Here is a 15,457-nt window from a genome sequence, read left to right as displayed (position 1 = left end):
CGCTAGTAATCGCGAATCAGAATGTCGCGGTGAATACGTTCCCGGGTCTTGTACACACCGCCCGTCACACCACGAGAGTTTGTAACACCCGAAGACGGTGGCCTAACCTTTTAGGAGGGAGCCGGTCACGGTGGGACAGATGATTGGGGTGAAGTCGTAACAAGGTAGCCGTATCGGAAGGTGCGGCTGGATCACCTCCTTTCTAAGGATAAGGAATACGTTGATAATTCGTTTAGTTTTGAGTGTTCAAAACATTCAAATAAGAATAAAATTTAATAGGGGCCTATAGCTCAGCTGGTTAGAGCGCACGCCTGATAAGCGTGAGGTCGATGGTTCAAGTCCATTTAGGCCCACCATTTATTCTTAATTAAATACAATTTCATATGGGGCCTTAGCTCAGCTGGGAGAACGCCTGCTTTGCACGCAGGAGGTCAGCGGTTCGATCCCGCTAGGCTCCACCATTTTTGCACAATGAAAACTGAATATATATATTAGATCAAAAATAATTTTCTATAAAGTAAAAGAAACAGATTTACAAAACCGAGAAAAAAGTAAGTAAGTTGTAAAAACTTATTCACAAAGAGTTCAAGGAAAAGAACGAAGCGTAAAAGCTACACACGATTAAGTAGTAAAGGGCGCACGGAGGATGCCTTGGCACTAGGAGCCGATGAAGGACGTGACAAACGACGAAATGCTACGGGGAGCTGTAAGTAAGCAAAGAGCCGTAGATATCCGAATGGGGGAACCCACCGCTTTTAAAAGGGCGGTACGCGAAAGCGAGGTAACGCAGGGAACTGAAACATCTAAGTACCTGTAGGAAGAGAAAGAAAAATCGATTTCCTGAGTAGCGGCGAGCGAAAAGGAAAGAGCCCAAACCAATGTGCTTGCATATTGGGGTTGTAGGACTCTCAACAAAGTGTATGACAAAGTATAGTAGAACTAGCTGGAAAGTTAGACCGTAGAAGGTAAAAGTCCTGTATACGAAATGCTAAGTTGGCGCGAGAGAGCACCTGAGTACGGCGGAACACGAGGAATTCCGTCGGAATCTACCAGGACCATCTGGTAAGGCTAAATACTACCTAGTGACCGATAGTGAACCAGTACCGTGAGGGAAAGGTGAAAAGAACCCCGGGAGGGGAGTGAAAGAGAACCTGAAACCGTGTGCTTACAAGTAGTCAGAGCCCCTTGAGGGTGATGGCGTGCCTTTTGTAGAATGAACCGGCGAGTTACTTTATCATGCGAGGTTAAGTGGAAGACATGGAGCCGCAGCGAAAGCGAGTCTTAATAGGGCGAAATAGTATGATGGAGTAGACCCGAAACCAAGTGATCTACCCATGGCCAGGTTGAAGTTTAGGTAACACTGAATGGAGGACCGAACCAGGACACGTTGAAAAGTGTTTGGATGAGCTGTGGGTAGCGGAGAAATTCCAATCGAACTTGGAAATAGCTGGTTCTCTCCGAAATAGCTTTAGGGCTAGCCTCGTTGTGAGTTTACTGGAGGTAGAGCACTGTTTGGACTAGGGGCCCATCCCGGGTTACCGAATTCAGACAAACTCCGAATGCCAGATAAATATCAACGGGAGTCAGACTGCGGGTGATAAGGTTCGTAGTCGAAAGGGAAACAGCCCAGACCGCCAGCTAAGGTCCCAAATTGTATGTTAAGTGGAAAAGGATGTGATGATGCACAGACAACCAGGATGTTGGCTTAGAAGCAGCCACCATTTAAAGAGTGCGTAATAGCTCACTGGTCGAGTGACATCGCGCCGAAAATGTACCGGGGCTAAACATACAACCGAAGCTGCGGATATAACTAATGTTATATGGTAGGAGAGCGTTCTAACATCGTAGAAGCCGAGCTGTAAGGCGAGGTGGAGAGGTTAGAAGTGAGAATGCCGGTGTGAGTAGCGAAAGATAGGTGAGAATCCTATCCACCGAATGACTAAGGTTTCCAGAGGAAGGCTCGTCCGCTCTGGGTAAGTCGGGACCTAAGGTGAAGCCGAATGGTGAAGCCGATGGACAACAGGTAGAAATTCCTGTACCACCAAATATCGTTTGAGAGAAGTGGGGACAGAGGAGGCTAATTGATCGTCCTGATGGAATAGGACGTCTAAGCACAAAGGTTGAGTAGTAGGCAAATCCGCTGCTTGATAAGACTGAAGTGTGATGGGGAGCGAAATATAGTAGCGAAGTCAATGAAGCCAAACTCTCAAGAAAAGCCGCTATCGAGATAAGAGGTGCCCGTACCGCAAACCGACACAGGTAGTTGGGAAGAGAATTCTAAGGTGAGCGAGAGAACCATCGTTAAGGAACTCGGCAAAATGACCCCGTAACTTCGGGAGAAGGGGTGCCTACGAGAGTAGGCCGCAGTGAATAGGCCCAAGCGACTGTTTAACAAAAACACAGGTCTCTGCAAAACCGTAAGGTGAAGTATAGGGGCTGACGCCTGCCCGGTGCTGGAAGGTTAAGAGGAGTGCTTAGCGTAAGCGAAGGTATGAATTGAAGCCCCAGTAAACGGCGGCCGTAACTATAACGGTCCTAAGGTAGCGAAATTCCTTGTTGGGTAAGTTCCGACCCGCACGAAAGGCGTAACGATTTGGGCACTGTCTCAACGATGGACTCGGTGAAATCATAGTACCTGTGAAGATGCAGGTTACCCGCGACAGGACGGAAAGACCCCATGGAGCTTTACTGTAGCTTGATATTGAATTTTGATGCAGTATGTACAGGATAGGTAGGAGCCAGAGAATCATGCACGCCAGTGTATGAGGAGGCGTTGTTGGGATACTACCCTTGCTGTATTGAAATTCTAACCCTCGGCGTAGAAGACCGGGAGACAGTGTCAGGTGGGCAGTTTGACTGGGGCGGTCGCCTCCCAAAGAGTAACGGAGGCGTTCAAAGGTTCCCTCAGAATGGTTGGAAATCATTTGCAGAGTGTAAAGGCACAAGGGAGCTTGACTGTGAGACCTACAAGTCGAGCAGGTGCGAAAGCAGGACTTAGTGATCCGGTGGTTCCGCATGGAAGGGCCATCGCTCAACGGATAAAAGCTACCCTGGGGATAACAGGCTTATCTCCCCCAAGAGTCCACATCGACGGGGAGGTTTGGCACCTCGATGTCGGCTCATCGCATCCTGGGGCTGTAGTCGGTCCCAAGGGTTGGGCTGTTCGCCCATTAAAGCGGTACGCGAGCTGGGTTCAGAACGTCGTGAGACAGTTCGGTCCCTATCCGTCGTGGGCGTAGGAAATTTGAGAGGGGCTGTCCTTAGTACGAGAGGACCGGGATGGACGTATCAATGGTGTACCAGTTGTCACGCCAGTGGCATAGCTGGGTAGCTAAATACGGAAGGGATAAGAGCTGAAAGCATCTAAGCATGAAGCCCCCCTCGAGATGAGATTTCCCACGGATATTAAGACCCCTTGAAGACGACAAGGAGAATAGGTTAGGAGTGTAAGCACGGTAACGTGTTCAGCTGACTAATACTAATAGGTCGAGGACTTAATCAAGTGAAAGTTCTTTAGAAGTAACTGTTGACAAAAAGAAAAAAGATGATATAATATGTATATGAAGTTTTCGTCTGGTGGCGATAGCGAAGAGGACACACCTGTACCCATACCGAACACAGAAGTTAAGCTCTTTAGCGTCGAATGTAGTTGGGCTTACGCCCTGTGAGACTAGAACGTTGCCAGGCAACAGTGAGAGCCTTCCTTTTGGAAGGTTCTTTTTTTACTTATAATAAATTGACTAAAAAAGAAAAATAGTTTATACTGATATTGTGTATTGAAAATATACACGAACTTTATTTTTTTTACTAGTTTTTCTTTTTCATAGCTTAAGGAAAAACTTAGCCATGAGAATAAAACTCATGGCTTTTTTTTATGGATTTTTAATTAAAATTTATTTAAGAAAATTATATAGTATTTTAAATTGGTAATTTAGAAGATCAAATAATTAAAGAGACCCTACAAATTAAATAGAGTCGCTTATTTTAGTATTTGTTATTTTTTAGTTCTATGGATATATGGTTTTCTTTCTGCTGGTTTAATCTCCCCCATGATTGAGTAAATATTAGTATCTGTAGCTAATACAGCATGCCCACAAGGTGCTTCAAATGGAATTTCTCCTAATTGGTACCAGCGGTTTTCTTTTAAGTTGTAAACTAATTCTTTTTTATTCCATTTATAATCACTTACAGGACGTCTGAAGTATGCGTCACGATATTTTGCGTGATCTTCACCTTGTAATGTAGTTAAGTTGAACACTGCATCTTTCCATACATCTTTATTGAATCCGCCGATTACTAGTAGTTCATCTTCATTTAATGGAGCTAAATCTGCACCTAGAAGTGATACTTCCTCATTATCTATAACTACATCAGCAAGTTGAGTCCATTCTTTTGATTTTAAGTTAACTTTATATCCATCGTTATAAGTTTCGCTAGCTCCCCCACCATATACATATAGTTCATTATTGTATACATAGCTAACAGCTTGATTACGTAATTTTCCAGGAAATTCTGAAAATACTTCGAATTTCTTAGTTGCTAAATCATATGCATATAGTTCATTGTTATTAGAACCGTTAATAGATCCGATACCGAAGTATAGTTTATTGTCATGAACTTTTGCGATAACATTTTCTACAGTAAGTGGAAGAGTGTCGATAACTTCAACTTTTAATTTATTATCAACAACAGTGAATACTAATAATTCTGATGATGTTTCAGTTTTATTCGCAATGTAGTATAAAGTATCGTTATGTACTGCACTTGGTCCATATGCTAGAGGATAGTCAAATTGAATTTGATCTAATAAAGTTACTCCATCAGCTGTTTCTTCATATAAATATACATCTTTATGATTTACTTTAACTCCTCCATCAACAGGAAGTCCACCTGGGAAGTTAGCACCTCCACCAAAGATTAGTTTATTACCTAATACTCCTTTAACTAAACCTGCTGTTCCTATATTATTTTCGTAGCCTTTTTGAGCCACTACAGTAGCTATATTTGTCCATTTTAGTTGTGTACTCATTATTATCGTACCTCCCTATTATTTTTTAAATCAAACGCTTACATTGATATATTTTTTAGAGTGGGAGGGTTCGACTGATGATTCTATATTAGTCGAGAGCCACTCCCACAAATTTTGTTATTTAAAGTCTGCTTCTTTATCTACTATTACATATACACTAGGGTGATTTTTTAGAATAGTACAAGGAATATTTTCAGTAATTTCCTCATCTGCTACTAAACTTCTAATAGCATCTTGTTTAGCTTTACCAAAAGCTAATAAGATTATATGTTTAGCCTTCATAATATCTTTTATCCCCATTGTTACAGCCTGTTTTGGTACTAGATTAATATCATTATTAAAGAATCTAGAATTTGCTTCTATTGTTTCTTGTTTTAAATCAACAATATGAACTCCAGTATCAAAAGATGTACCTGGTTCGTTAAATCCGATGTGACCATTTGAGCCAACACCTAATAGTTGAACGTCAATATTAGCATCATTAAGTGCTTCTTGGTAAGATTTAAGAGCATCTTCTAAATCTTCAGCACTTGCGTCAGGAACATGTGTATTTTCTTTTTCTATATCGATATGATCGAATAGATTAGTTTCCATGAATTTATGATAACTTTCTGGGTGATCATAGCTGATACCTACATATTCATCTAAATTATAAGATCTTACATTTTTATAGCTAAAATTCCCTGCTTTGTGGTCTGCAATGATTTCTGCGTATAGACCTGTAGGTGATCCACCAGTAGCAAGTCCTAGTGTTGAATTTTCAATAATTAAACTTTTTAAAATTTTGTACGCTTCTTTTGAAGCTTCTTGTTTAGAATCAAAAACTAAATATTTCATAGAATTACCCCTTACTTTTTAATCTTCTTTTTATAAACTTCTTCTCCACGGGCGAAAGTTGTTAGTACTTCGTATGTAGGACTAATAACAACAAGGTCAGCATCGTAGCCAACTTTAATTTTCCCTTTACGATCGGCAAATCCTAGCATTTCTGCTGGGTTTTTTGTACAAGAGTTGATGGCAGCATCTACAGGTACTAAAGCATCCTCAATTAAAACGCGTAGTCCATCGATAACTCTTAGTGTAGAACCTGCTAAACGCCCATCATCACGGTGAGCACTACCATCTTCATATATTTCCATATTTTCTCCACCGAAGATATAAGAACCACGTCCACAACCTTTAGCACATAGTGAATCGGTAATCATAATTCCGTGATCGCGACCTTTAGCTGTGAAGTATGTATTTAAAGCATCTGTAGTAGAGTGGATACCGTCACAGATAATTTCTCCATAAGCATCACGCGCACGCAGTGCAAATCCTACTTGACCTCCGTCACGGTGGTGGAAACCAACCATTCCATTATAAACGTGAGTTTGGGAAGTTGCACCGTTAGCGAACGCTAGATAACTTTCTTTATAGTTACAAGCAGAGTGGCCTAAACTTACACGGATACCTTGACTTACTAAATATTTAGTAAGTTTATAATCAATATCTTTTTCACACGCGATAGTAATAAGTCTAATTAGATTTTTACTAGCTTCTTGGAATTTTTTAAATTGCTCTACACTAGGTGTTTGGATACAATTTTTAGGTTGAGCTCCACGTTTTTCTACATCTAGATAAGGACCTTCGAAGTGAATACCTAAAATTTCGGCACCTTCGTAACCTTCTTCATATACTTTTGCTACATTAGCAACAGCTTTTAGAAGAACTTCTTCAGTTTGTGTAATTGTTGTTGGTAAAAATGATGTTACTCCCTCAGAAACGATATTTTTAGTCCAGTTACGAAGCCCCTCTTCATTAACATCATTTGTATCATAACCATAAGCTCCATGAGTATGAACATCTATAAAACCAGGTAAAATACGATTAGATCCGAAATCATAATCTACTTTATCGAATGCATCATAATCATAAACGGCAGTTATTTTTTTATCTTCGACTTCTAAAATAAGAGGAAGAAATTGTCCGCTTGACCAAACTTTTTTACTTTTTATTAGCATAATAGCACCCCTTTTAAATAAAATTTTTATCTTTAAATTTAATGTGTTAAATCCTCTTTAAGTTAATTTTAACACTTTTTAAATAGATTTGTAAAGTAGAAAAGTAAAAGTTTTCAAAATTAATTTAAAGGTATTTTTGATATTTTTTATAAAACGAAAAATTCCTGTTTTTTTAATAGAAAAATTTAAGGTGTTATGTTGATGGAAAAGGGAAATTATTCAAAAAATATGATAAAGAAATTTTATTTTTTTGAATTGTTTGAGTATGGATATAAATCTTAGTATTCAATTGTTATATTAGATTTTCTATATAAGCTTATACTTAATATTAATGATATTATAAAGCAAGGAATTTCTAATGAAAAATTATGTAAATTCATAATAAATTAGAAAATATTTCTAGAATTATAGTTTTCTAAAAATTAATTTTATTGATTTAATAGAGAAAAATCTATTTTATGTAATGATAAAAACACAAGATACTTACTATTGACTTTGATTATAAGAGGAATATAATTATATTGAGAATAAAGTTACTGATTTTATAGAAGTAATTTTATTTTAACTTATTATATAAGAGGATGATAATATGGATAAATCAAGATTAACCTTTCTTGGTGTAATAATAACTATAGGAATAATATTTGGAGATATAGGGACCTCGGTTCTTTATGTTATGAAATCATTTGTTCATAGTACTGATGCAACGATGAATGAAAACTTAGTTTTAGGGTTTATCAGTTTAATATTTTGGGTAATGACTTTACAGACTACGACAAAATATGTAATGATAGCGTTGAAAGCTGACAACAAAGGAGAAGGAGGGGTATTCTCGCTTTTTGCCTTAATAAAAAATAAAACAAGGCGTAGTGTAGCACTTTTAGCGATGATAGGAGGAGCAACACTTCTTGCGGATGGAATAATAACACCTGCAATTACGGTAACCTCTGCGGTTGAAGGATTACATGATATTGTTCCATCTATAAATACTAACGATGTAATTGTTTTAGTGCTTATAATCTTTATATTTATTTTTTCGTTTCAACGTTTTGGAACAAAAAAAATAGGTTCGCTCTTTGGACCTATAATGAGTTTATGGTTTTTATCATTGCTATTTTGGGGAGTGAAATCTATTAGCACTAGACCTGAAATATTAAAAGCTGTAAATCCTAAATATGCATTACAGTTGTTAATCAGTTATCCTGGTATTTTTGTCCTATTAGGAGCGGTATTTTTATGTGTATCAGGTGCCGAAGATTTATATGTGGATTTAGGTCACTGTGGTCGAAAAAATGTTAGAATGGCATGGTTTTCGGTAAAAGTATGTCTACTTGCGAACTATTTTGGTCAGGCAGCATATTTACTATCAACAAATTATAACGCGACAAAAAATCCGTTCTTTGCGCTAGTGCCGGATAGCTTTATAGTATTTCAGGTGATACTCGCGACACTTGCTGCGATAATCGCGAGTCAAAGTTTAATAACAGGATCATTTACGCTAATATCAGAGGCGATAAAATTAAATCTATTCCCTAAATTAATGATAAAATATCCTACCGAGTTAAAAGGTCAAGTTTATGTATCTACGGTTAATATAATATTGTTTATTTGTAGTAGCTGTGTAGTATTATTCTTTAGAACAAGTAGTAATATGGAGGCTGCGTATGGACTAAGCATTAGTGTAACGATGTTTGTAACGACATTGCTGTTAAGCATATATTTATATAAAGTAAAAAACAAAAAAACTTTTGCGCTAATTTTCTTATTATTCTTTGGAATAGAGGAACTGTTTTTCCTATATGCAAATAGTTTGAAATTCGTTAATGGTGGTTATATAACTGTAATTATCGCCTCATTAATATTTATAATTATGTTTATTTGGTATAAAGGAACAGAAATTAAAGAACGTGAAAGTCAATATTTAACTGTAAAAAATTATACGAAACAGTTGTTGAAGTTAAGCGTAGATAAAAGCGTACCGAAATATGCGACAAACCTAGTGTATTTAACAGGTGCTAAACATGAGGAAGATGTGGATTATGCTGTCTTGTATTCTATTTTGAATAAACAACCTAAACGAGCAAATGTCTACTTCTTCGTTCATATAAATGTATTAGACGAACCGTATAGAAGAGAGTATAAAGTTACTAAATTTAGTGATAAGAAAATATTAAAAATCACCTTTAATCTAGGATTTAGAGAGAATCAAAGGGTCAATATGTTTATGCGTCAGGTAATCGCAGATTTATTAGAAGATAAAGAGCTAGAACTACAACCTACTAAATATAATTTAAGAGGGAAAGCTGAAACAGTAGGAGACTTTAGATTTGTCTTGATTGAGGAAGTATTAGGTAACAGCAATGGCTTGTCTTCATTTGATAACTTTATAATGGGATTAAGGTTGAAACTAAAAAAAATTACGGTAACTCCGGAAAAATGGTTTGGTTTAGATACTAGTGTTATTACTAAAGAAGCGGTACCTTTAAATGTTGTTCAAAGTACAGTAAAAAAATTAACAAGAATAAAATAAGAAAGATCAGACTTAGAAAAGTAGTTGTAATTTTACCTTACTTATTCTGAGTCTGATTTTTGCTGTTTTTTTAAAAAAATATTACATTAAATTTGCAATATATATTAATAAAAAATCTTTATTTACGTAAACTAACGAACAGGGAGATTGAATTATTTTAACCTTTATATAATAAGGTATAAATATAAAAAGAGATAATAATTATCGAGTATTAAATTGACAATTATTTTTCTTGGGTGTATACTAAAATTAGGAAAGGTATTACATGGTAAGTGTAATTTAGAGGAGGAAAAATAATGAAGAAAAATAATAAATTTTCAATAAGAAAGTACAGTGTAGGGGTAGTATCGGTTATAATAGGATTATTTATTTTAGCTAGTACGAATACGAATGATAGGGTATATGCTGAAAGTAACGACGGTGTACCACCAATAGTTTCAACAGTGCCTGAGGGTGGAAATCCGGGTGGTGTTGATAAAGTAGTGGATAAAAATAATGAGGTTGTTGATAAAGGAGATCTTTCGAAAGTTCCAACACCGGTAACACCAGGATATTTTGCAATAGAAAAAGGAGCTCCAGAAGTTGCGGCGATACCCGATGCAGCAGAGAAAGACGTTACAGTTGATTTATATGAAATAGGTAAAATAAAATATCGAGATATAAAAACTAAAGAAATAGTTGCAGAAAAAATGTACGATAATGATCAAATTGATGCTACGAAAGCTGGTATAACAACTTTACCCGATTTACCAGAAGGATATGAATTTGTAAATCAAGGATTAGAGAGAGAAGAAACTAGACAGGTAGTAGCTCAAGAATTTGGGAAAGAACCTTATGTAAAAGATGAAGTAGGAATAAAAGTTAAACTTCAAGAAGTTGATGGGAAACTTGCTGTAGACCCTAATATAAATATTGAAGCAGATAAATTAGCTCCAGGGCATCACCTTGTATTTGATGTGAGAAAATATATACAAGATGTAGAAAAAGGCACAAAACAAGTTGTAGAATTTGTTGGAGCAGAAGGAAAAGCACCGAAAACAAACATCCAAGAAGGGTATAAATTCTTAGGGAAATATAATGAAAAAACAAGAGAGACTATATGGAATGAAAAAACACACGCTTATAATAGTGTTGATGCACCAGTAGTTAAAGGGTATTTCGTAGATAAAAAACAAGCAGGTGGAGAAACATTAACACCAGAAAAACCAGAAGTAACAGATAAGGTAACGTATAAACATTTAGGGAAAATAGTACCAGTAGATGAAAAAGGTAATCCAATAGCTGGGGCACAAACACCTGATTATTTAAACGATTTAAAAGATCCAACAAAAGCATTAGAAACACCGGTACCAGAGTTAGAAGGATATGTACCAACAGTAAAAAGCGTATTACCAAAAGATCCTGGAGTAGATACTAAAGTAGTATATAAAGAAAAAATTACTGATGTAGAAAAAGGCACAAAACAAGTTGTGGAATTTGTTGGTGCGGAAGGAAAAGCACCGAAAATAAACATCCAAGATGATTACAAATTTAAAGGTAAATATCATGTTGTAACAAAAGAAACAGTGTGGAAAGAAAAAACACATGCTTATAATAGTGTTGATGTACCAGTAGTTAAAGGATATTTCGCAGATAAAAAACAAGCAGGTGGAGAAACATTAACCCCAGAAAAACCAGAAGTAACAGATAAGGTGACGTATAAACACTTAGGGAAAATATTACCGGTAGATGAAAAAGGTAATCCAATAGAGAAAGCTGCGACACCCGACTATCTAAACGATCTAACAGACCCGACAAAAACATTGGAAACACAAGTACCAGATGTGAAAGGATATGTACCAACAGTAAAAAGTGTAGTACCAAAAGATCCTGGAGTAGATACAAAGGTTATCTATAAAAAAGAAGAAAAAACAAAAACACCAGAAAAACCAAAAGAAACACCGGAAAAACCAGAAGTTCCGAAAGAACAACCAAAAACTCCAGAACAACCAAAAACACCTAAAATGCCGAAAGTACCACAAACAAAAGTGCCAGAAAAACCAGTAACACCAAAGGTTCCAAAGCTAGAAGAAAAACCAACACCAGAAATTCATAAAAAAGAAAATGTTAAATTACCGAATACAGGTGAAAAAGAAACTGAAACAGCAGCATTTGGAATGTTTATGTTATTATTAGCAGGTGCTTTGAAAACTAAGAAAAATAAATAGTTATAAATAAAATAAGAGGAATCTATACTGATTCCTCTTATTTTTATGAAGTAAAAAGGAAAGAGTATGGAAAAACCATACTCTTTAAAGTTATTTATACACTAATTGCCTATTTAGAAAGTTTACGTCTTACAACAAGTCCGATTAATCCGATTAGGCTTAATCCTAGAGCTGTAGTGCTAGATGTATTCATACCAGTGTTTGGTAATGATTTTTCATTTTTAGCTTCAACTTTTGCAGGCTCTTTAACTTCAGGAGCTTTTTGTCCAAAGTCTACACCAGGTGTAGAAGGTTGAGCAGTTCCAAGTTTAGCTAAGTCAAATGCTGGTACTTCATTAACAGTAGCCTCTACAGAGTTTACTCCACCTTTAAACTCAGGAATTTCATTAACAGCAGCTTCTACAGCGTTTACTCCATCTTTGAACTCAGGAATTTCATTAACAGCAGCTTCTACAGCGTTTACTCCATCTTTGAACTCAGGAATTTCATTAACAGCAGCCTCTACAGAGTTTACTCCACCTTTGAATTCTGGAAGTTCTGGTTGTACAAGTGCATCTCCATTAGAAGCTTCAGGTTTAGATGCTTTTGGAGTTTCTCCCACAGGTTTATTGGGAACAGTAGGAGGAGTTGTATCATTTACTCCCCCGTTGAATTCAGGAGAGTTAGCTACAGTAGGAGGAGTTGAATCACTTACTCCCCCGTTAAAATCAGACCCATTATTTCCAGAAGGAGAGTCACTAGGGTTAACCCCACCGTTGAATTCAGGAGAGTTAGTTACAGTAGGAGGAGTTGCATCATTTACTCCCCCGTTAAAATCAGACCCATTATTTCCAGAAGGAGAGTCACTAGGGTTAACTCCACCGTTGAATTCGGGAGAGTTAGCTACAGTAGGAGGAGTTGAATCACTTACTCCCCCGTTAAAATCAGACCCATTATTTCCAGAAGGAGAGTCACTAGGGTTTACTCCCCCGTTGAATTCGGGAGCATTAGGAGTAGTTGGAACTTCATCAGGTTGTTTAGCATCGTCAGAAGGGGTATCACTAGGGTTAACTCCACCTGCGAAGTCTTTAGGTTTTTCACCCTGAGGCACTTCTTTTAAGTTGTTGATATACTCTAAAGTTGCGTTGTAATCGTCAGTTAGTTTATCAATTTCATCTTTATAAGCTTTTACTACTTTGTTAACTTCGTCAAATTTAGCTTGAGCTTCGTCAGCAGCAGTTTTAGCAGAAGCAACAGATGCTTCTAATTTAGTTACAGCATCTTGTAATCCGTCTTGGATAGCTTGTTCAGCATTATTTTTCTTAGCTGTTTCAAGTGCAGTTTTAGCTTTTTCTAAAGTTTCTTTTTGTTTATCTAATGCAGCAGTTTTTTCTTCTACAGCTTTAGATTTTTCAGTAGCATCAGCTTTGTCTTGATTAGCTAGTTCAGTTAATTTTTCGATTTTTTCTGCTAAATCATCAACAATATCTGTAAGTTTTTTAACGATTGGTTTAGAAGCTTCTTTGTTATAAGCTTCGTCAAGTTTTTTCTGTTCGTCAGGAGTTAATGTTTTATTTGGAGTTGTTGTAACAGGAGTTACATCGTTTACTTGATTTTTATCTCTTAATTTATTTTCGATGTCTTTATTAGCTTCTGCCTTAGTGCTATCATCTTCTAATTCTTTAGCAGCTTGAGTAGCTGAGATAACACCAGATTTGATAGCAGCTAGTAAATCTTCTTTACCGATTGCAGCTTTAGCTTCTTCGATAGCTTTAGCTTTGTCAGTGATTTTAGTATTTTTATTAATTGCAGTTTCAGCTTCTTTTTCAAGTTGATTTAAAGCAGCTTTAAGAGCTTCTAAGTTATTTTTTTCATCTTTTTTAAGTTCTTCAACTTTAGCTTTTGCTTTTTCAGCTTCTTCTTTAGCTTTAACTAATTCAACTTCTGCATCAGCTTTTGCTTTATCAGTTTCATCTTTTTTAGTTTGAGCAGCTGTTACGTCGTCAGCTTCTTTTTTAGCTTTAGCTGTAGCTTCTTCAACTTTTTTAGCTTCTTCAGCAACTTTTTTCTCTAATTCAGCAACTTTAGCATCAGCTTCTTTTTTAGCATCAGCAGCTTTTTCAGCTTCTGTTTTTTCAGCTGGTTTAGCTGGTTCTTCTTCTTTTGGTTTAGCAGGTTCGTTAGCTTCTTTTTCTTTAGCAGCTTTCACTTCTTCTAGAGTTTTATTGTACTCATCAGTAAGTTTGTTAAGTTCGTCAGCATAAAGTTTAGTATCTGAAGCAGCTTTATCGAATGCATCTTGAGCAGTTTCTTTAGCTTTTTCGATGTCTTTTACAGCTTTATCTAATAAAGTAACGATATCACTAGAAGAACCGTTGTCTTGAGCTGATTTTAATGCTTCTTTAGCTTCTTTTAATGTGTCTTCTTGTTTTTTAAGAGATTCAGCTTTTTTATCTTCTTCAGCTTTTAATGCATCAGTATCTTTTTTAAGAGCATCGATTTCTTCACCTAAATCATCAGCTTTGTCTTGAAGTTTTTCTGACGCAGGACGAGCAGCATCTTCTTTTTCAGCTTTTTCAATTCCAGCTTTAATGTCTGCTGGTAGTTGATCTTTAGATTTAGCTTCTTCAGCTTTAGAAGCTCCAACATCAACTAAAGAACCAGCTTGGTCTTTATCTCTTAATTTTTTCTCAATTTCTTTATTTGCTTCAGCTTTTTCGTTATCATCTGCAAATTCTTTAAGAACATCACCAGCTTTTAAATCGCCAGATTCTACAGCTGCTAATAAGTCTTCTTTACCAAGTACTTTTTTAGCTTCTTCTTTATTTGTAACTTTAGTATTAGTATCGATTTCTTTTTCAAGGTTAGTTAAAGATTCTTTTAGAGCATCTTTAGAATCTGCTTCTTCTTTCTTAGCGGCTTCTTCTTTTTTAGCTTCTTCTTTAGCTTTAGCATCAGCTTCAGCAGCTTTTTGTTTAGCAGCAGCTAATTCATCATCTGCAGTTTTTTTAGCTTCTTCAGCTTTAGTTTTTGCAGCATCAGCTTCAGCAGCTTCTTTTTTCTCAGTTTCAAGTTTTGTAGCTGCTTCGTTAGCTGCAGGAGTAGCTGTATCTACTTTTGCTTGAGCTTCAGTAACTTTTTCTTCAGCTTTTTTAGCGTCAGCTTCAGCTTGTTTAATTTCTGAATTTGTAACTTCTGATTTAGGAGTTTCAGCAGTACCAGTTTCTCCAGCAGGTTGTGTGGCTGCAGGTTGTGTTGTTTCTGCGTCGCTAGCGTGAGCTATAACTGACCCGGTAGTTGCTACCCCAAGTCCAACAAGGACAGAGGCAACACCTACCTTAAATTTACGTAATGAATATTTTCTTTTTGTTTCCATAAAAAAATCCCCTTTTTAAAAATATAATAATGACTGTGTTTCTAAAATGTTTGTTTTGAAGTTGTAAACAGAACTTTCAGAGACGATTAATGTATTAATAATTTTTATTATACAAGAGGAGAAGTTATAAAACAACAACTTTAGTAAGTTATGAAACTTAATCGTTATATGGTAAACCTATATTTCGAAAATTTTAAAATAAATAAAATTATATAAAAAACCGAACAAGTTAAATATAAAAATTAAAATGTATATATATTAATATAGTGATATAAATAGATTATATTTATTGATAAAAATATAAATATAATTCTTAATAAGTGGATATGAGTG

6 protein-coding genes, 2 tRNA genes and 3 rRNA genes are annotated in these 15,457 nt (G+C 36.2%); 7 read left to right on the top strand and 4 right to left on the bottom strand.

Going from position 1 to position 15,457, the window contains the following annotated elements:
- The 5 genes from GEMHA0001_RS04515 to rrf form a co-directional block, all read left to right on the top strand.
- Nucleotides 1-202: ribosomal RNA gene (locus GEMHA0001_RS04515) — 16S ribosomal RNA — on the top strand; the annotation flags it as partial.
- A 77-nt stretch (nucleotides 203-279) separates the two neighbouring features.
- Nucleotides 280-356, top strand: a tRNA-Ile gene (locus tag GEMHA0001_RS04510).
- A 29-nt stretch (nucleotides 357-385) separates the two neighbouring features.
- Nucleotides 386-461: transfer RNA gene (locus GEMHA0001_RS04505), tRNA-Ala, on the top strand.
- Nucleotides 462-619: 158 nt separating this feature from the next.
- Nucleotides 620-3,502 (top strand): 23S ribosomal RNA (locus tag GEMHA0001_RS04500).
- A gap of 70 nt (nucleotides 3,503-3,572) precedes the next feature.
- Nucleotides 3,573-3,687: ribosomal RNA gene (gene rrf / locus GEMHA0001_RS04495) — 5S ribosomal RNA — on the top strand.
- Between the two features lie 307 nt (nucleotides 3,688-3,994).
- Here rrf and GEMHA0001_RS04490 read toward each other — a convergent pair.
- The 3 genes from GEMHA0001_RS04490 to nagA form a co-directional block, all read right to left on the bottom strand.
- Nucleotides 3,995-5,029, bottom strand: a complete 1,035-nt coding sequence (locus GEMHA0001_RS04490) for a cyclically-permuted mutarotase family protein (RefSeq protein ID WP_003144600.1) — start codon at nucleotides 5,027-5,029, stop codon at nucleotides 3,995-3,997.
- Between the two features lie 117 nt (nucleotides 5,030-5,146).
- A complete protein-coding gene (gene nagB / locus GEMHA0001_RS04485; protein WP_003144641.1) occupies nucleotides 5,147-5,866 on the bottom strand; it encodes a glucosamine-6-phosphate deaminase in 720 nt (239 codons plus the stop codon).
- 11 nt (nucleotides 5,867-5,877) lie between these two features.
- Complete coding sequence (nagA, locus tag GEMHA0001_RS04480) at nucleotides 5,878-7,032, bottom strand: N-acetylglucosamine-6-phosphate deacetylase (protein ID WP_003144558.1); 1,155 nt, start codon at nucleotides 7,030-7,032, stop codon at nucleotides 5,878-5,880.
- Between the two features lie 589 nt (nucleotides 7,033-7,621).
- On the opposite strand from nagA, the gene GEMHA0001_RS04475 reads away from it, so the two are divergent.
- Together GEMHA0001_RS04475 and GEMHA0001_RS08700 are read left to right on the top strand one after the other, a co-directional pair.
- The gene (locus GEMHA0001_RS04475; protein WP_003144599.1) at nucleotides 7,622-9,562 is read left to right on the top strand and encodes a KUP/HAK/KT family potassium transporter; all 1,941 of its coding nucleotides are present in this window, start codon (nucleotides 7,622-7,624) and stop codon (nucleotides 9,560-9,562) included.
- A gap of 296 nt (nucleotides 9,563-9,858) precedes the next feature.
- Complete coding sequence (locus tag GEMHA0001_RS08700) at nucleotides 9,859-11,769, top strand: mucin-binding protein (RefSeq protein WP_003144478.1); 1,911 nt, start codon at nucleotides 9,859-9,861, stop codon at nucleotides 11,767-11,769.
- Between the two features lie 109 nt (nucleotides 11,770-11,878).
- On the opposite strand, the gene GEMHA0001_RS04465 is transcribed toward GEMHA0001_RS08700, so the two are convergent.
- Complete coding sequence (locus GEMHA0001_RS04465) at nucleotides 11,879-15,124, bottom strand: SIALI-17 repeat-containing surface protein (protein ID WP_003144532.1); 3,246 nt, start codon at nucleotides 15,122-15,124, stop codon at nucleotides 11,879-11,881.
- Nucleotides 15,125-15,457: the final 333 nt, after the last annotated feature.

The organism is Gemella haemolysans ATCC 10379 (assembly GCF_000173915.1).
Classification (GTDB): domain Bacteria; phylum Bacillota; class Bacilli; order Staphylococcales; family Gemellaceae; genus Gemella; species Gemella haemolysans.
This window is presented reverse-complemented; position numbering and strand designations above follow the sequence as displayed.